Source organism: Picosynechococcus sp. PCC 73109 (assembly GCF_001521855.1).
Classification (GTDB): Bacteria; Cyanobacteriota; Cyanobacteriia; order Cyanobacteriales; family MRBY01; genus MRBY01.
This window is the reverse complement of record NZ_CP013998.1, coordinates 1,052,386-1,070,627: the sequence shown is the minus strand read 5'-3', so window position 1 is coordinate 1,070,627 and position 18,242 is coordinate 1,052,386. Positions and strand designations below refer to the sequence as shown.

At 49.4% G+C, this 18,242-nt stretch carries 12 protein-coding genes; 2 read left to right on the top strand and 10 right to left on the bottom strand.

What is annotated here, in order from left to right:
* The first annotated feature begins 9 nt into the window (after positions 1-9).
* Positions 10-690, top strand: a complete 681-nt coding sequence (locus tag AWQ23_RS05175; RefSeq protein ID WP_062433224.1) for a TrkA family potassium uptake protein — start codon at positions 10-12, stop codon at positions 688-690.
* Here AWQ23_RS05175 and AWQ23_RS05170 read toward each other — a convergent pair.
* A complete protein-coding gene (locus tag AWQ23_RS05170) occupies positions 687-2,309 on the bottom strand; it encodes a sodium:proton antiporter (protein WP_012306630.1) in 1,623 nt (540 codons plus the stop codon). The genes AWQ23_RS05175 and AWQ23_RS05170 overlap by 4 nt on opposite strands.
* 117 nt (positions 2,310-2,426) lie before the next feature.
* On the opposite strand from AWQ23_RS05170, the gene AWQ23_RS05165 reads away from it, so the two are divergent.
* On the top strand, positions 2,427-3,560 hold the full coding sequence (locus AWQ23_RS05165; RefSeq protein ID WP_062436523.1) for a beta-ketoacyl-ACP synthase: 1,134 nt from the start codon (positions 2,427-2,429) through the stop codon (positions 3,558-3,560).
* 73 nt (positions 3,561-3,633) lie between these two features.
* On the opposite strand, the gene AWQ23_RS05160 is transcribed toward AWQ23_RS05165, so the two are convergent.
* From AWQ23_RS05160 to AWQ23_RS05125, 9 genes are all read right to left on the bottom strand, one after another.
* Positions 3,634-4,599 (bottom strand): hypothetical protein, encoded by a 966-nt coding sequence (locus AWQ23_RS05160; protein ID WP_062433222.1) that lies wholly within the window; start codon positions 4,597-4,599, stop codon positions 3,634-3,636.
* A gap of 249 nt (positions 4,600-4,848) precedes the next feature.
* A complete protein-coding gene (gene bchH / locus AWQ23_RS05155) occupies positions 4,849-8,565 on the bottom strand; it encodes a magnesium chelatase subunit H (RefSeq protein ID WP_062433219.1) in 3,717 nt (1,238 codons plus the stop codon).
* Between the two features lie 59 nt (positions 8,566-8,624).
* On the bottom strand, positions 8,625-10,064 hold the full coding sequence (locus tag AWQ23_RS05150; protein WP_232308965.1) for an isochorismate synthase MenF: 1,440 nt from the start codon (positions 10,062-10,064) through the stop codon (positions 8,625-8,627).
* A gap of 234 nt (positions 10,065-10,298) precedes the next feature.
* The gene (locus tag AWQ23_RS16430; RefSeq protein WP_255356001.1) at positions 10,299-10,433 is read right to left on the bottom strand and encodes a hypothetical protein; all 135 of its coding nucleotides are present in this window, start codon (positions 10,431-10,433) and stop codon (positions 10,299-10,301) included.
* Between the two features lie 19 nt (positions 10,434-10,452).
* Positions 10,453-11,544, bottom strand: coding sequence for an ArsA family ATPase (locus AWQ23_RS05145; RefSeq protein WP_062433216.1), 1,092 nt, complete (start codon positions 11,542-11,544; stop codon positions 10,453-10,455).
* A gap of 96 nt (positions 11,545-11,640) precedes the next feature.
* Positions 11,641-12,006, bottom strand: coding sequence for an Hpt domain-containing protein (locus tag AWQ23_RS05140; protein ID WP_062433212.1), 366 nt, complete (start codon positions 12,004-12,006; stop codon positions 11,641-11,643).
* 5 nt (positions 12,007-12,011) lie between these two features.
* On the bottom strand, positions 12,012-15,854 hold the full coding sequence (locus tag AWQ23_RS05135) for a response regulator (protein ID WP_062433210.1): 3,843 nt from the start codon (positions 15,852-15,854) through the stop codon (positions 12,012-12,014).
* A gap of 223 nt (positions 15,855-16,077) precedes the next feature.
* Positions 16,078-16,581 carry an SH3 domain-containing protein gene (locus AWQ23_RS05130; RefSeq protein ID WP_062433207.1) on the bottom strand — a complete coding sequence of 168 codons (504 nt, stop codon included), beginning with the start codon at positions 16,579-16,581 and terminating at the stop codon, positions 16,078-16,080.
* An 82-nt stretch (positions 16,582-16,663) separates the two neighbouring features.
* Positions 16,664-18,160, bottom strand: coding sequence for an AAA family ATPase (locus AWQ23_RS05125; protein ID WP_062433204.1), 1,497 nt, complete (start codon positions 18,158-18,160; stop codon positions 16,664-16,666).
* Positions 18,161-18,242: the final 82 nt, after the last annotated feature.

Below are 18,242 nucleotides of genomic sequence, written 5' to 3'. Positions count from 1 at the left end.
AGAAACCCCATGTACGTTTTAATCGGTGGTGCCGGGATGATGGGACGAGATCTCGCCAAAACCCTCCAACGAATGAACCACACCGTTGCGATCATTGATACCGATCCGGCCGCTTGTCAGGATGCCCGCGAAAAAATTGGTGTCATGGCCTTTGAAGGAAGTGCCGTTAAAACCAGTGTCCTCATCGAAGCTGGCATCCGCAAAGCCAACGCCGTCATTGCCACGCTCCGGGACGATGCCCTCAATCTCGCTTTGGTGACTCTCTGCAAACACTATGGTGTCCCGCAAATCATTGTTCGGATGCGCGATCGCGACTTTATCGAGCCCTACAAACTCGCGGGGGCAACCCACATTATCAGCACCACAGAACTGGCCCTCAATCGCGTGGTCAATGCCATCGAATATCCCGAAGTCGATGCGATGATGCATTTTGAACAGGGACAAATCGAAGTTTTAAAGCTCTCGATTCCTGAAAATTGCGCCATTGTTGGCCGGAGCGTCGCAGAACTGGCCCAGGATCATCGGTTTCCTGCCGGGACATTAGTAATCGGCTACCAAGCGCACCCCCACGAAGAATTACAAATCCCCAATGGCAGCACCCTCCTAGAGAGCGGTTCGACAATCCTCGCTGTCACCAAACCAGAACTGGTACACCAGTTGGTGGACTTTATGGGGTTGTGTGTCGTTTAGGGATCCCGCAAGGCGAGAATTTTTTGGTTCAACTCCTGTAAATAGGGCCGGGCCGTCTCATCACTGATTAAACCCTTGAGAATCGCTTCGTTGATGGCACTTTTTTCCGCGAGAAAGAGGCGATGGCGCAACCCTTCTAAATAAGCTTGGTTTTCAAACTGGCTCAGTTTTTGGGTGAGGCGCTGATTATAAAGTCCCCGCAGCTCTTCCTCGGCGTTGGCAATGCGGGCCTGGTAGCTGGCAAAGAGTTCTTCGTAGAGGAATTTTGGCAAACTGCCACTCTGCAACAGTTCCTTCAGTTCCTCCTGGGCAGATTTGGCGGCGATTAGATTAAGTTGCAAATTTTCGAGATGTTGGCGGACGGGGGAAGGCTTGGCGAGTTGGAGCTTTTTCACGAACCAAGGCAAGCTCAAACCTTGACCAATCAGGGAAACTAGGACGGTACTAAACACGAGGGTAATCACCTGCGATCGCCCTTGGAGGGTTAAAGGCAAACCGAGGGCGAGGGCCATGGACAAAGAGCCTTTCACATTACCGAAAATGAGTACGTGCTGCCAGCGGAGGGGCAAGGGGCGGTCAAAAAATTTCAGCACCGATAGCAGAGGATAAATCGAACAAATTCGCCCCACTTGATAGGCCACCACCGCCAGTAAAGCTGCCGGAATTGTCTGTAACAACGATAAAGGTGCGACCTCAATCCCCACAAACAAAAAAATGAAGGTATTCACCCCAAATCCCGCATATTCCCAGAAATTCAGGAGCGTAATTGTTACGGAGCCGGAGCATTCTCGCAGCGCCACGTTGCCGATCAAAAGTCCCGCGATCAACACGGCGATCGCACTAGAAACCCCCAAGGCTTGACCAATTTGAAAGGTGCCCAGAGAAACCGCCACCGTCAACAAAATATTACTGAGGGGGTCATCCAACTGCCGGAACAAGCCAATGCACAAATAACCCAGACCCAGGCCCAGCAAGCCACCCCCCACAAAGGCAATTAAAATTTGTTCAACCCCTTCCCCGACGCTAAACGAACCTTGCAGATGAATGGTGGTCACGATATTTAGCAGAACAAGGGCAATCCCATCGTTAAACAAACTTTCTCCTTCCACAATGGTCGCCAGTCGCCCTGGTACTGGCACCGTCCGAAACGCCGCAATCACCGACACCGTATCTGTAATCGTGAGAATAACGCCCACCGCACAGGCCGTTAGCCAAGCTAAATCTAAGCTGACCTTCAGGAAAAAAGCGGTGATTGTCGCCGCCAAAAGCACCCCAGGCCCCGCTAAAAGGGCAATCGGTTTAATGGTGCTCCGCAAACGACTGATATCGGTATTGATCGCCGCCTCAAAAATTAGAATCGGCAAGAATAAATTGAGAATAACCTCAGGATTCAAGCCAATGGCATCGGAGAGAATTTGTTTGGGGATCAACAACCCTGCCAGCACCAGACCAATCACGTAGGGAATCCTCAGCCAGCGGGTCACCAGTGCCACGACCGTCGCCACCAACAGCAACAAAATTAAAGTATTCACCAATCCGGTAAAGGCATTGGCCGGCAAAGAAACCGCTTGTCCGAACAGGAAGATGTGGCGCACAATGATCAGGGGAGGATTGGGCACGGTGGTAAGTTTCCTTGGTGAGAATAATCGGTTGCAACATCCTACGGTAACGGCGATCGCCAGAAATCGACAGGCTGACGCAAAATTTTTGATGCTTAGTGACGGGATATTGATATGGTGCGGGTAATGATAACGGGCCTGGGTTTACGCTGTGCCCTGGGCGATCGCCACCAGGCTTGGCAAAAATTACAACGGGGAGAAAGCGCGATCCAATTGCGGCAACCGTTTCGGGATTTATCTGTTATTCCGGTGGCGATGTTGGGAAAAGCGCCTGTAGATTTAGAAATTTTGCGGCGATCGCTCGTTGAGGCGACCCTCGTAGATGCTGGCCTAGAACCGCCTTTAGAACATTGCGGGATTGTGATCGGCTCCAGTCGGGGCTTTCAGGGGCAGTGGGAAAAGCTGCGGTACGACGACCAACAAGGACATCAGAGGGGATTAGAGAATTGGTTAACTTATTTACCCAACCAATTGGCGATCGCCACGGCCCAGCAAGTTGGCTCCCAAGGGCCAGTTTTAGCACCGATGGGGGCTTGTACCACCGGATTATGGGCGATCGCCCAGGGCTTTGAACTTTTGCAACGGGGCGATCGCCCACAGGTGTTAGCCGGAGCAGTGGAATCTCCCGTCACACCTTTAAGCATTACGGGGTTCCAGAAAATGGGGGCTTTGGCGACGACGGGCTGTTTTCCCTTTGACCAGCGGCGGGAAGGCTTGGTTTTAGGGGAAGGGGGGGCGATCTTTCTGCTCGAAACCCTAGAATCAGCCCAGCAACGAAACGCCAAAATTTACGGGGAAATCCTCGGCTGGAGTTTTACCTGTGATGCCCACCACATGAGCGCGCCCCAAGGTAATTATCAGGTCGCAATGAAGGCGATCGCCCAATGTTTAGAGCGGGCTGGCCTGGAACCCGAAAATATAGATCACATTCATCCCCACGGCACCAGTACCCGTTTAAATGATCAAGCCGAAGCAACGATGATCGAAACGTTGTTTCCCCAGCGTCCCTTTGTCAGTGGCAGTAAAGGGGCAACGGGGCATACTCTCGGCGCATCGGGGGCTTTGGGGGTTGCGTTCTCGCTCTTGATGCTGCGGGAACAACGGCTATTTCCCTGTGTGGGCCTAGAACAGCCGGAATTTGATCTCAATTTCGTCCCAAAAGCCCAGCACCATCTCCTCCGCAATGCCCTTTGTTTCAGCTTTGGGTTTGGTGGTCAAAATGGGGCGATCGCTATCCGAAACTATCCATAGAAATCAATCATTTATTTTAACTTTATTGCTGAAATATTTAGACGGCTTGCCAGAAATCCACACTAATGATTTTTTACCATAATGCTGCAATTTCTTCATGAACTTTTTTGCTGTCCCAATAAAGATTATGAACAGTAGAAATATGATCTCCTATATCTACATATATATCTTTAATGGCACTAGATTCTTGCATCAAACCCTCGACTGGCCAAGCAATAATATCGTCCTTATCCCAAAAATTAATCCATCGTGCTCCATTCAAAGATTGGCCAAATACTTCCGGATTGTCTGCCAAACCATAATCATGGAAATTTAACGCATTTCCTTGAGCAAGAATATCTAGAAAGGCATTACTGCGAAAAGCCAGCATTGAAATAGGAGAACCAAAAGTAAATAAGCGACGCACTCGGAGTCTTTTATTGTCTGCTAATTTTCGTAGCTTTTCAAAATCTTGCAGGATATGATTGACTTCTGAACTATCCTCATTGCCAACCTCGATAAAATCATGGTCTTTATTACTCAGAATAGACTGGGACGCAAAAAGATAAAAAAGGAAATCAAAGGCAATTACTGAACCAGCACTATGTCCTAAAAAAGTTAACGATATAGGCTCTTTTTTTTCTAAAGGCTCTTGAATACATTGAATAATCTGAGATGAAACACTTCTCCGAATACTTCTTTTCCCATCTTGGGAAACATAATAAAACATATCTGAAAAGCCCCGAATCATCAGTTCTCTCAATGTGGAGAGAAGTAACCGAGCAGGATTGATTGTCCAGTCCGAAGTCTGTTGTATGTGACCGAGTAACTTCTTTGCTAATTCATCCTGCGCCTTTGCCAACAAATGGTCGCCTTCTAGAACAGGATTTTGCTCTGATCCCCATTTTATGTCACAACGTTTTGCTTTTTCCCAGTCTGAACGATTGGGGAAATTTGTGCTGACTTTCCCAACACCTTTATGGAGCTGATCGTAAGTTTCAGTTTGATCTGGATTATTTTCTGGTGAAACGCCGTGGATATAAATTAAATATTCATGCATAGATCTTACCCATACAATAATGAGCTGCCATCAAGTCACCGAAGATGTTAATTATTAATGGTAGTAGCGAAAATTGTCTTATGATGAAAATCTTTTGTTTTTTTTATAAAAGACTCAGCTAAAAGTGCAATCATGGCATATCTATGCTTATCTGGTATGGTCATATATTTTTTAACAAATTAAAAATACCGAAGGGTGTGTTTTTTTTTGAAATTAGTGCCTTGCCGATATTTGGTGAAGGGAAATAATTTAGACTGTAATTCCCTCCAAAACATCGTCTGTAAGGTCATAAAGATCACTTAGTTTTTGTAATTTTTCGTCGGAAGCTTCCCAGAAACCGCGCCCATGGGCTTCCAGCATCCGCCCGACAATGTTACGAAAGGCTTCGGGGTTGGCCTCTCGCAATTTTTGCGCCATCGTTGTATCGAGGGCATAGGTCTCTGCGGCTTGGTCATAGACCCATTGATCCTGGAAATCGACTGTACCGCCCCAACCGATTAAAGCTGTCATTCGCTGGGAAATTTCATAGGCTCCCCCAGACCCCTGATCAGCCATCGCCTCAGCCCACTTGGGGTTGAGCAGTTTAGATCGGTATTCCATGCGCAGCACCGATTCTAATTTTCGGGGCGTTGTGTCCTTCGAGAAACTTTCCACAAAGCTAGCTGTAACGGTTTTACCGCTGGCATTTTCCGCCGCTTTTTTTAGGCCACCAGTATTGGCGTAGTATTCCTGGATATCTGTGAGGCCATATTCCACGGAGTCAATTTCTTGCACGAGGCGATCGCCTGTTTGGAGTAATTTTTTCAAGACCTCTGGGCGTGCCTGACCCTTATCATTGCGACCATAACTGTATTGATTGCGGCCTTCCCAGGTTTTCGCCAGTTCGTCGCTGTTGTCCCAGTTGCCTTCGACGATTTGATCATTAACTAGAGAGCCAAAATCCCCAGCAGGATTGGAGAAGAGGCGGGCGGTGGTATTTTCGACTCCTTCGGCCTGGAGTTCGAGACTGTGCTTGCGGATAAAATTTTGCGCAGGATCTTCGTCTACGGTGGCGGCCCGGTGGAATAGATCGTCCAGTAGTTCAATGATGTTGACAAAGCTATCCCGGAAAATGCCCGACAGATTCGCCAAAATATCGATGCGGGGATGGCCGACGACTGCCAGGGGCAATAATTCATAGCGGACGATGCGCCCCGTCCCTTCCTTGATGGGTTTTGCCCCCACCAATTCCAGCAGAATCCCCAAGGATTCTCCCTTTGTTTTAATGGCATCCAAACCCCAGAGCATCACCGCCACCGTTTCTGGATAATTGCCCGTTTCCTCAAGGTGTTGCTGGATAATTTTTTTGCCAATTTCCCGACCGCGAGCATAGGCCGCCGGGGAAGGCATCCGGTAGGGATCGAGGGCATGGATATTGCGTCCGGTGGGCAAAACTCCCAGGCCATCCCGCAGCAGATCGCCCCCAGGGGCCGGGGGAAGATATTCGCCGTTTAAACCCTTGAGCAAGTTCGTGATTTCGTCGTCCGTTTGTAAAAGGCGATCGCCAATTTCCCGTGCTTCTGCCAGGAGTTCCGGTTGATCGCAGGTAATTTCAGGCTCTCCCTGGGCCACCTTGGTAAGAATATTTGCCGAAAGGCGATCGCCAAAATAGGCTGCGAGGTAACTTTGGATAATTGCGGGGCTAGGTTTTTCCCCCAGGACATGGAGACCAGAGGAAAAGAGACGTTGCTCTAGGGTTTGTAGGTATTCATAAATTTGGACGAAATAATTTTGGAGGGCGGTTTTGCTGAATAAGGGGGCATTTGCAACAGTAAATGCGATCCCCTGCTCCTGGCCTACTGTAAATGGGCAATCTTCCGGCAGGCCCAGATCAATAATTTTTTGAATAATGTCCGGGCGAAGGGCGTCATTTTTCTCTGGATCTTCGCGGTATTCCCCAATCAAATCCCGCAGCACCAACAGTTCTTTGTATAAACCGGCCCGACCATAGGGAGGTACATTGTGGGAAATCAGGGTGCCGTAGCCGCGTCGTTTCGCCAAAATTGATTCTGAAGGATTATTCGCCGCGTAAATATATAAATTCGGCAAATTTCCCAACAAAATATCCGACCACGAATAGCTGGTATTTCCCAGGGGCGAACCAGGTAACCATTCCACCGTCCCATGCATCCCAAAGTGAATCAGGGCATCGGCGCGGAACTCATTTTGGAGCCATTTATAAAAAGCAGCATATTGGGGATGGGGCGTTAAATCTTTCTCGAACATCAACCGCATCGGGTCACCAGAAATGCCTAGGGGCGGCTGCACGCCGATCCACACCTTCCCAAACTGGACACCGCCCACCTGACATTTGCCCCCAAAGGTTTTCAGACCCGTATTCGTTAAACTTTGCCATTGTTTTTCAATTTTCTGGGTCAGAAGATAACCCAACCAACGATCCATGGTTTTGAGATCGATATTTTCCAGGGTCTGCTGGGGCACCAAGGCGGGATCAAGGCGGTAGGCTTCGTCGGCAGCTTTCACCAAACGAATAATTTCCTCCCCATCCTCCGGAAAATCTCCCACATCGTAACCCTGAGCCTGGAGCGTTTTGAGAAGATTGACCAAACTTTTAGGGACATTTAACAACGCTGCCGTTCCCGTTGCCCCATAGCCCGGTGGAAACCCATAGAGCAAAATGGCTAATTGGCGATCGCCTGGGGCGGTATTTTTCAGGCGAATCCAATTTTTTAGTCGTCCTGTGAGCCGTTTCACCCGTTCGGGGATCAAGTAAATATCTTCCCCGACGAGACCACCGAGAGGAATCGTATCAATCGCCCCATCCAGTTCCGGCAGGGCATAGAGCACCACACTTTGGAGGCCGCCAATCCCTTGCCTTGTCCAAGAATGGAGGTCTTGGATTAACAAGGGAGCTGCAACGAGATAGGGAATATTTTTCGCGCTGAGGATACTTTTGGCCACCTCCACCTGCCGCCCCGCTTCCATAGAACCGGCCGGGCCACCTACCAGGGGAAAACCAATCGTCGAAACAATACCCTCAACCTTGACTGCATCGGCTTTTAGAGATTTAATCTCCACCTGGCCATGGAGCCTTTGGTGCTGTTCGTAGTCGGTAGTGAGCCAATCCCGGACGATTACATGGGCTTCGACACCATTGATAAAAATCGGCAGGGGCACCAACCCATCGGCTTCAAATTTGCGGATCAGTTGGGGAATGTAGGGCTGCTTGGTGACAACGTGTTTGCGGTAGAGGAGGACGGCAACGATGGGGTTTAATTTTTGCTCCGGAAAGGTGTGGCGATGCCAGTCGAGATAAGCCTGGGGACTGAGGAAATAGCCATCATGGTCGGGATGGAGCAGGCCCAAATTCGGTGTTTCCACCACAGCGGGCAATTCCCCAATATTTAAACCCAAGTAATTTTCGGCGATCGCCCAACACATGGCCGCCACATTGTCCGTTCCGCCCGCATTCCAATAGCCATAGATAATCAGCCAATTGCGCAGATCCTGAACTTTTTTCGCGGGAATATATTTCAGCAGCTTCGGCCCGGTCTTGAGGAAACTTAGGTAGCCAGCGAGCTTATCTTCTTCTTTGCTGTTGGTGAATTTGCTGAGGATAAATTTAATCGGCTTCGGCATCCCCTTGGGTTGCTCGCCGATGACAAACTTGCCTAATCGGGTCAAGGCCATGAGTTCCAGGGCCGACTCAAACACAAGGCGCACCGGAATATTTTCGACCCGTTCCCGCAGCCAAATCACCTGGTCATAGTCAAAAATCAGACTGGCGAAAAAAACATCGGCCCCCTGTAAAGCTTGGGCCACGGCCTCTGGTTGGCTAGCCAAATCCCGGTCATTAAAGGTCAAGACTTCTAGGTTAGGACAACGGGCGATCGCCTTTTGGGCAGCATTCCGATACAAGCTGGCATTAAACGCTTCAAACCCGGTGATGATCACAATGCGCTTCATGGGAGCGGCCTTTACTTTCCGTTACACTGCGATCTTAGCAACTTTTTCTGGGGGAAAGTTCAGGTCAGGGCTTCCAAAAGGGAGGTCAATTTTAACTGGACTTCGGCATATTCCCGTTCCGGCTGGGAACCGGCGACAATCCCCGCCCCACCGTAGAGTCGCGCATGGTTACCCCGAATCAAGGCCGACCGAATCGCCACGATAAATTCACTATTGCCCTGATTATCCAGCCAACCGATAGGAGCGGCATAAAGGGTACGGTCAAAGGTTTCTGCTTGGCGAATTTCCGCACAGGCGATCGCCCTGGGGACGCCGGCCACCGCTGGTGTTGGATGTAAGTGGGCCACTACCTCTAGGGGATGAATTTGCGGCGGTAGGATTGCATGAATCGGTGTCCAGAGGTGCTGAATATTAGAAAGTTTAAGGAGCTTACGGGGAGCCGCCTGGGGATCGAGACCAAGGCTCTGGAGTTGTCCTAATAGAAAATCTGCCACGGCCTGGTGTTCTCGTTGTTCTTTTTCACTGTGGAGTAGGCTTTTGGCGAGACGCTGATCTGTGAGCAAAGATTCCCCCCGGGGCGCAGATCCGGCGAGGGCATCGGTCACCAATTGTCCCTGTTGTACTGCTAGCAACCGTTCTGGACTTGCGCCGATAAATGTGTCACCCCGCTGATTTCGCAGCGAAAAAACACAACAGTCCGGGTGGCGATCGCGCAGATTATCCAGGGCATGCACCACATCAAAAGCTTGATTAGCCGTGACATCCAGAGCATGGGCCAGGACAATTTTACTGAGTTTGCCTTGGTCAATGAGCCGGAGGGCTCGCCGGACAGCCTGGGTAAATCCCGTTGAGGCGGTGCAAACGGTTCCCCGAATCCCTAGGGAAGGGACGAGTTCCTGGGGCAAAGTCGCGAGGAACTGTCGAAATTGCTGGGCCAGTTGACGTAAAAGAGTACGTTGTTGGCGATCGCCATTGAGCACTAAAAAATAATCCCGTTGGTGTTGCACCAGTTGCAGTCTAGGAATGGTGACTAAGCCAGCCGGAAAAGGCGCTTCGGGGGTTTGGGCACTAAAAAAAGTGAACCCACAGGAAAAGTAGGGAATCGGAACGTTGATATTGCGCTGAATTCTCGGTTGCCAATGGGTGATAAATTGCCGGGCTTGGCGAAAACGATCCTCTCCTTGGGGCACTAATTCGCTTAGGGTGCCAAAGTTGAGGATCGCCCGTTGCTGTTGGTGATTTTCCCAATAGAAGTGATTGAGGGGACTGGGCAGAATTTGTTCAATGGCCCGGAGCACCACCAGGTTATCTACCGCTGGAATTTTAGTGATTTCGCTGACAATCTCCCCAGATGGTGCGGGGGTTCTTTGGGTGAGCCATTGTTGCCAGGTTGATGGGGACAGTTGACGCCGTTGGCAGGAAGTTCCCATTCCCTCCCCCAATGCCGAACCGTGACTTTGATCCGGCTCTAGGCGATCGCGCCAAAGCGTTTTTCCCACAATTCAGATCCCTCTAGGACGATGGACAACGAAAAACAAAGATGTGCAATCAGTCGATGGTGCAGTCACTCAGGCCAGCAATGATGTCTTCCCAGTGACCATTCGGCTGTAGCGGGCTACCACTCCAGAATTTTACAATCAAGACCTCAAGCTTATTTTATGTATGGTAACGAAACGCAGACTAACTTCATAGGTTCCGGGCTTGATTTGGCCGTGCTTTCCGGAAAAAGTCCCCTATTTTAGACATTTTTTACTTTTTCTTAAGTTTTTTCTTGATTTATTGGGCATTCTTTCATTTTGTGCTTTCCAAAAGATTGCTCCAGTATGGTTTCTGGAGCGGTTGTTTTCGCCATCAGCAATTTCTTGCAAGGGACTCTCTCCCAAGCAGTTACAGAGAAATAATTAGATATTGATTTTGGAATTTTGCCCCTTTTACAGGAGCACCTTTGAGGGGAGGCGGCAGCAGAATATTACGCCGTTGATCCCCTGCTTCGATGGTGATTTCGGGGCCATATTGGGTGAGCTTAACCTGTTTTTTGTCAAAGGTGGGGAGGAATACTTTCACCTGACGGGCAGCGGTATCGATGATCAGGGGCCGAGGAGCCTGGGCCGCTTGGCTAAAGTCAGGCAGATGGGAAATGAGGTCGTCCCAATGATCAGCCTCTACTGTGGGTAGGGCGGTATTCATCAGGGGTTCAAATTCAGGGCCGATGTCTGCATCGCTACGATTGACGATGACACCACCAACGGTCACATTCACCTGCTGGGCACTGCCCCAGAGATATTTCGCTTTGGCGATCGCCCCAGCACTGGCATCGGTGACGAGGTATGCGGCGAAACGGTTGGGGTCAGCCATCGCTTTTTTGCCTTCATCGAGGACTTGGTTTGCCTCTTGGGTGGGTTCAGCGGCAAAGTTATCAAACGTCCAGGACACATTTAAAATGGCGCTGGTCACGGGCTGAATAAAGGGGGAAATGGCACGACCCAGGTCAGAGGCTTGGAACACTTCCCGGAAGCGGCGGATGTACCAGCTTAAAATTTCGGGAGTGCCTAACAGTCGTAGGGTATTGAGGTCGCCATCACCGTCAAAGATAATCACATCGTACTGGCCGCTTTTGTCGTAGTCCCAAATTTCCTTGAGGATTACAGCGCTATCCATCCCCGGCAAAATCCCTAATTCCTGGCCATAGACGTTCTTTAGGGTGGGCGATCGCAAATATTTTGCTTCTAATGCTTTGGCCTGCTCCCAACTGGATTCGAGGGCAGCAGTGGCCATGATCTGCACGGCATCGAGGTTATTTTCAAGGTTAACGGGACTAAAACTCGGTGACATCCCCAGGGCGATCCCCCAAGCGGGGCTTGGATCTTGGCCGATGAGTAAAACCCGCTTACCTGCTTGGGCATATTTTTTTGCGGCGGCGATCGCCACAGTGGAACGACCGACCCCACCTTTACCAAGGAATGTCAAAATAAAAGCCATAGTTCTCCATTGCACAAAACGATGATCTAACAGAAATTGTAGCGATTCTGCTGGATTATCTTGCGAGGCTATTTTGAATTAGTGCTAGGACTCCACCTAAGCCATTAATTGGGTGAGTTTAAGGGTTAGGGCAGCGGCGATCGCCTGATAATCTTGCCCTAGCTGCTGTAAGAGAGTTGCCACGAGAGGCCAATCTTGGGCATGGGCTGCCCCCTCTAGGGCCTGGCATTGGCGAGCAAATTGCTCCATTTGAAATAGCCGACTGCTGGATTTGAGGGTGTGGGCATTGCGCACAAGCTCCGCCTGATTGTGTTGTTCGTAACCCGTCTGCATCGCCGCAATCAGTAGGGGCGTATCTCCTAAAAAAGTTTCAACGAGGTCTTGTAATGTTGCTAAATCATAGCTGACCATCTCAGCTAATTGTTCTAAATTGACTTCGTCGGCAGCGGATGAAGAGGCCATAGACTTTAATCAGAAGAAGACTGGGTAGTGGAGAGGGACTGGTGGTAATGGTAGGCGACCTTTAGGGCATGGAGGAGCTTTTTTACTTGAATCGGTTTACTCAGGTAATCGTCCATCCCCGCATCTAGACAAACTTGGCGATCGCCTTGCATCGCATTGGCGGTCATGGCAATAATCCAGGGACGCTTCCCCTGGGACTGGGGCGACCGGGCATCACGCTGGCGAATTTGTCTGGTGGCTTCGAGGCCATCCATCGCAGGCATTTGTACATCCATCAAAATGACATCATAGTTATCGCTTTGTAAACGGCTCAGGACTTCGAGGCCATTGGTCGCCACCTCTACACCATAGCCGAGGCGGGCCAAAATATTGAGGGCAACTTTTTGGTTCACAATATTATCTTCCGCCAACAGAATCCTGAGGGGGTAGGCTTGCCCCAAGGTCGCATCAAAGGGAGAGGCAGGCTCCCTGGCCGTTGTGGGTAGGGCCTCGGCGATCGCCAAGGATAGACAATGGTAAAGGGCTTCCTGCTTGATGGGCTGACGTAATTGGAGCTGCTGGGAGATGGCTGGATAATGAGTCGATTCGGCAGTACTGAGGGGCGGGGCGATCGCCACAATTGCCAGGTCAGGATTTTGACTAGATTGCTTAATTTGTCGGAAAAAATCTGCGGAAACAAGATCCGTTTTCATCTCCATCATCAACAGATCAATGGGACGTTGATGCAAGATATCCAAAGCACCGGAGGCCATGGTTGTATGGGAAACCGCTGCTCCAGTTGCTGTCAATAAATGGGAAATGCTGCGGGCAAATAAAGGACTTGGATGCAGGATCAGGAAGTTTTTCTCCTGGAGTTGAGGCGGGAGTTCATGAAGGGTGATTTCTTTTGCGGAAATCGGGGCAATGGTAAAGGGAATTTGCGCATAAAATACCGTTTGCCGCGCCACGGATTGGAAGATTTTCGGCGGATCGGGGGACATTTCCTGGGGAAATTGACCAGCCATGATTCCGCCACTTTCGACCCAAAGTTGCCCCCCCATCAACTCCACCAGTCGTTTGCTAATCACGAGACCCAACCCCGTCCCACCATAGCGGCGCGAAGTGGAAGCATCCCCCTGGCTAAAGGGTTGGAACAACCGGGTCATCTGCTGTGCCGGAATGCCGATGCCTGTATCTAGGATCGCAAATCGCAGGCAGACTTGATCCCCGGCACCCGTCGCTGTGGGGACTTTTTGTACCCAGAGGGAAACATCACCGCGATTGGTAAATTTGACGGCATTGCCCAAGAGATTGAGCATGATTTGTTGAAAGCGCGTCACATCTCCCATTAAGTAGTGGGGCACATCGGGATCAAGGATATAGCTCAGGTAAATGGGCTTGGCGATCGCCCGGGTCGACATCAAATCTAAACAGTTTTCTAAACAGGTTTGCAGGTTAAAGGGCTGCAACTCTAACTCAAATTTTCCCGATTCAATTTTCGAAAAATCCAGAATATCGTTAATGATCGCGAGGAGGTTACTGCCACTATTACGAATAATGTCGATAAATTCCTGTTGTTGGGCTGTGAGGTCTGTATCCCTGAGAAGTTCCGCCATCCCAATCACGGCATTCATCGGCGTCCGGATCTCGTGGCTCATGGTCGCCAGAAACTCGCTTTTGGCACGGTTGGCTTGTTCTGCGTCTTCCTTGGCAAGCTTCAGTTGGATTTCGGCTTCCACTTTGTCTGTAATGTCGGTGATTGTGCCGACAATGCGGTAAGGGTTGCCCTGTTCATCTTTGAGGCACTTCGCTTTACTCAAAATCCACCGGTATTGGCCATCACAATGGCGTAGACGATGGACGTTTTGATAACTTGCGGTCAATCCCTGGAGATGGTTTGTCATGGCGGCCTGGGCTTGAGCTAGATCATCGGGATGAACGAGATCGGCCCACATTTGGCGACCTGTAATCCGAGGCCGTAGGTTGGATTCTTTGTAGCCCAGAAGACGAAACCAAGACCGGGAGCGATAAACCTGATCTGAACGGAGATCCCAATCCCAGATACCGTCATTGGTGGCGGCGATCGCCAACTCGTAGCGTTCTTCACTCTGCCGTAATTGCTGTTCAATCAGTTCTCGCTGTCGTACTTCTTCTGAGAGGGCTTTGGTTCTTGTTTCTACCTGTTCTTCGAGGTTGAGGGTTGTCGCCTGGATCGCCTGGAATTGTTGTCGTAGGGTATTGAGCATCACCTCAAAGTTTTGGCTCAGACGATTAAATTCACTGATATAGCTCTTGAGAGGAAGAATCGGTTCCTGCTGCTGCAGCTCCTCTTGAATATCGGCGGTCATCGCACTCAGTTGATTCAGCGGTGCTGTCAGCCAACGACTCATTTTTTCCGCCGTCACCACTGCCAACAACAGCAAAATCAGGACGATCATCAGACTGCGAATGTAGTAACTTTCCAGGGCATCCATATCCTCCGCCAGTCCCATGGTCAGCCATAACTGAGCCGGAAATACAGTGCCTTCTAGGGGTTGAACAATAACTCCAAAGGCTTCTTGCCAGCGGGCGATCGCCGATTTACCGATGACAGTCTCCGGTAAGGAAATAAACGTTTGACTAAGTAAGGGTTGGTTGTCCCGTGCGTCATACCAAGTCCAGGGCTCCCCCGCAGCGATCTGTTTGGCAGAATCTGCAATCACGAAATCATTTGTCTGGGTTGTGGCGATCGCCCGGAGCGGATATTGTCGTACCGCTTGTAGTTTTCGTTGCAAAAAATCCGCTAAAAAATCAACGTTTACATCAAGATAAAACGAACCTAAATTATCCGGAATTTCTAAAAGATAATCGATATGTAAGTGATCTTTTTGTTGATTTATGGCAACAACAATCCCATCTTGTAAAAACGGCTTACTTTGTCGATAATTTTGCAGTGCTTGATTTGTCTCTTCTGTTGCTATATGTTGGATAGAGTCAGCTTGATTATCCAAGGCAATAATTGGATTTCCCGTTGCATCAAATACTTCTATATAAGCGAGTTCTGGATAAACTCTTTGCAGCCCTCTGAGAACATTATCAAGCCTGCCCAACGGAAAATCATCCTGGGCAATACTATTAATAGCGTATTGGCTTGCCTCTAAATAAGCAGCTTCCCAAAGTTTTAATTCTGTCGTCAAAGACTGGTTAGATGTGACTAAAACATCATGAATATCCCGTTCAATTGTTTCGAATCTTTCCTGGGCAGTTAAAATCATCAACGTCAAAATAGGAAAAATCACAAAGGCCAGGAGGACGTCAAAGGCAATCTTTTGGAGTGAATTTTCTCGCCGATAACGCCGGGGGAAGACTCGCAGTAGAAAAGGAAAATAATTAATAATTAAACTAGCAATTTCGGCATTGAAGATCCCATTTACAAATTGTTTTAAAGCAATAGTTATTACGGCTTGGGCATCCATTTTTAAAATCAAAAAATAAATGCCGAAAATCAGAACAGCACCAACTGTCAACCAATAAATCGCGTCATAAAAAGGAATATTGATATTGCGGCGTTTTTTTTGCCAAAAGAAGCTCACAAAAAGAACTTCTCCAATAAAAATAACCATGGCATAGGGATGGTGCCAGATAAAAAATGTATGCACACTGGCGATCGCCCCAGCGATGATCGCCCAAAAAGGCCCATAGAAAAATAAAATTATCCAAACTGCAATAGAACCAAATAAAAAGTCAATACCAAAAAATAAGCTTAATTTAAAGTAATTACCCAGGTAGCTAACGACGATCAAAGTTAACAATAACCAAGGGTACTCCACCTGTAAATTAAGGAGCTTGGATACAACTTTATTGAGTGTTTTTTGGAACTGAAACAGCATCACACTCAGGAAATTTTGTTAAAAACTCTATACTCATTAATCGTAATAACACTTGCCATCTAATATCAATCAAACGATATGATTCTTGACTAAGACAACGAAGGCATCCGGATTCTTTTTTACTTTTTGACTAATTTGTCCGGCGATCGCCCTATCTACCTTAAAGGCCGTTTCTCCTAAACTGGCGACTAAGGGAGGCTTGTCAGATATCCTGTTTGCCTAATTAATTAACCTTTTGGAGATTGCCCGCTTTTACCCAAGCTTCTGTACCGTTCGCTAGACGAATTTGCTGCCACACTTGATCGTCGCTCATGCCGAGCACCGTTACCTCGGCGTTATAATCAACACCCCCCAAGCGAGCGGAGTCTTGGGAAGGCTCTGCCCGTAAACTTAAGCCACTCGACCAAGTGACCGTCGCTTTATAGCTATCCGTCGATGTTTCAGAAGCCTCTGGTTCTGGGGCTTCCTCTTCCTCTGCTTCGGCCTCAGTTGCCTCTGGAGCATTATTGGCAGCGGTGGCAGTGGGTTCAGGCTCGGTCTCCTGGGATTGAGGCGATGTCGGGGTGGTTTCTGGGGGATCAGCGACGTTCTCAGAAAACACCGGTTTAGGCGGGGCAGCGGCCATGCGGTTAAAGAAATAATAAGCGGCCCCAACACTGCCTACCGCCAACAGAAATACCCCAAGGATAAAACCAAGAATAAATTGAAAAAGATTAGAAATATTCATAAAATCTGCTCTCTGACCGGGACACCAACAACATCAAAGGAACGGCCCATAGAAAGCATTATAGTTGACCGCTCCCTGGGTCTTAGGGGTTCAAAAAATTTTGTTGTCGTGAGGCGAGGCGGGCCTTTCCAGAGGTCGCCCAATGTTGCAAAAACTCGATTTGTTCTTTCGCGGTACGCGCCAGGGGAATGATTTGGCTCGCGGCTTCTAAAATGTCGTCAGTGGTGAAGTCTCGATTTTGGCTAAAGCCCAGGTGCATGGCCTCGATCAAGGTTTGTTCAATTTCAGCCCCAGAAAAATCAGGCGTCTCGTAGGCCAAACGCTTTACATCGTAGTTTTTGAGGTTATGGGGTCGCAGGCGGGAAAGATGGACATTGAAAATTGCTTCCCGTTCGGCCTGGCTGGGTAAGCCTACAAAAAAGATTTCATCAAAACGGCCCTTCCGGAGCATTTCGGGGGGCAGGGTGTGAATTTTATTGGCCGTAGCGACCACAAAAACAGGGCTTTGTTTTTCCGCCAACCAGGTGATGAAAGTGCCAAAGACGCGACTGGTTGTCCCCCCATCGCCTCCCCCATCAGCCCCAGCAAAAGCCTTGTCAATTTCATCAATCCACAGAATGCAAGGGGCAAGGGCTTCTGCGAGCTGGATCATTTGCCGGGTGCGGGATTCGGATTCACCAACCAATCCGGCAAAGAGACGTCCTACATCAAGGCGCAGCAGGGGTAAATGCCAGTGGTGGGCGATCGCCTTAGCGGTGAGGGATTTACCTGTGCCTTGAATGCCGACGAGCAACAGTCCCCGTGGGTGGGGCAGACCATATTCCCGTGCTTTTTCACTGAAAGCTCCCCCCCGACGCAGGAGCCATTCTTTTAATCGGTCGAGGCCGCCAATGTCAGAAATTTGCTCCGTGGCCGGATAGAAGTCCAAAATTTGGGTTTGGCGAATAGACTGGCGCTTTTCAGCGAGGATAAGTTCTACGTCTTCTGCTTGGATTTGGCCATGGTTCGCCAGGCTCAGGGTAAGCACACGGCGAATCCGTTCTAGGGAAAGTCCCTGGGCGGCCCGGACTAATTCATTCAGTAGTTGGGCTTCGGGGGTTTGGCCGACGCCCTGGAGGAGGCGTTCAATTTCGGTGCGGATTTCATTCGCGGTGGGCAGAGGAAATTTCACGATGGTGAGTACCTCCGCTAGATCTGCCGGAATTTTTACCTCTGGGGCGACAATCACAATATTTTTCGGTTCTGCTTTGAGACGACGGGCAAGGTTGCGTAATTTCCGGGCGATCGCAATGTCTTCGAGGAATCGCTGAAAATCTCGCAGGATAAAAATGCCACCGATATTGGGGGGGAGTTTTTCGATAAATTCGAGGGCTTGGAGTGGATTCCGTTTCCCAAAGCCGGTGTTATTGGGGTTGTCCTGGTAGCCATCGACAAAATCCCAGGTGTAGACCGTCCGCTGTCCTAGGGTCGCGGCACATTGGGCGATCGCCCCTTCGACCCGCTCTTCTTCGAGGGTGGGGATATAGAGCAGCGGATAACAGGCACGGAGAAGGAGGCTAAATTCTTCGCGGAAGGTCATAAGTAAAGCGCTTTCAGCACAGGGCAATTCATTAATATTTAAGCTTAGGGGGAAATTTCTTAAATACCAAGGGTGATCAACC

Bases quoted from the DNA above. Each gene is read 5' to 3' on its own strand.
- AWQ23_RS05130 (WP_062433207.1), bottom strand. From the start codon at position 16,581: ATGAATATTTCTAATCTTTTTCAATTTATTCTTGGTTTTATCCTTGGG.
- AWQ23_RS05160 (WP_062433222.1), bottom strand. From the start codon at position 4,599: ATGCATGAATATTTAATTTATATCCACGGCGTTTCACCAGAAAATAAT.
- AWQ23_RS05140 (WP_062433212.1), bottom strand. From the start codon at position 12,006: ATGGCCTCTTCATCCGCTGCCGACGAAGTCAATTTAGAACAATTAGCT.
- AWQ23_RS05125 (WP_062433204.1), bottom strand. From the start codon at position 18,160: ATGACCTTCCGCGAAGAATTTAGCCTCCTTCTCCGTGCCTGTTATCCG.
- AWQ23_RS05175 (WP_062433224.1), top strand. From the start codon at position 10: ATGTACGTTTTAATCGGTGGTGCCGGGATGATGGGACGAGATCTCGCC.
- AWQ23_RS05145 (WP_062433216.1), bottom strand. From the start codon at position 11,544: ATGGCTTTTATTTTGACATTCCTTGGTAAAGGTGGGGTCGGTCGTTCC.
- AWQ23_RS05135 (WP_062433210.1), bottom strand. From the start codon at position 15,854: ATGCTGTTTCAGTTCCAAAAAACACTCAATAAAGTTGTATCCAAGCTC.
- bchH (WP_062433219.1), bottom strand. From the start codon at position 8,565: ATGAAGCGCATTGTGATCATCACCGGGTTTGAAGCGTTTAATGCCAGC.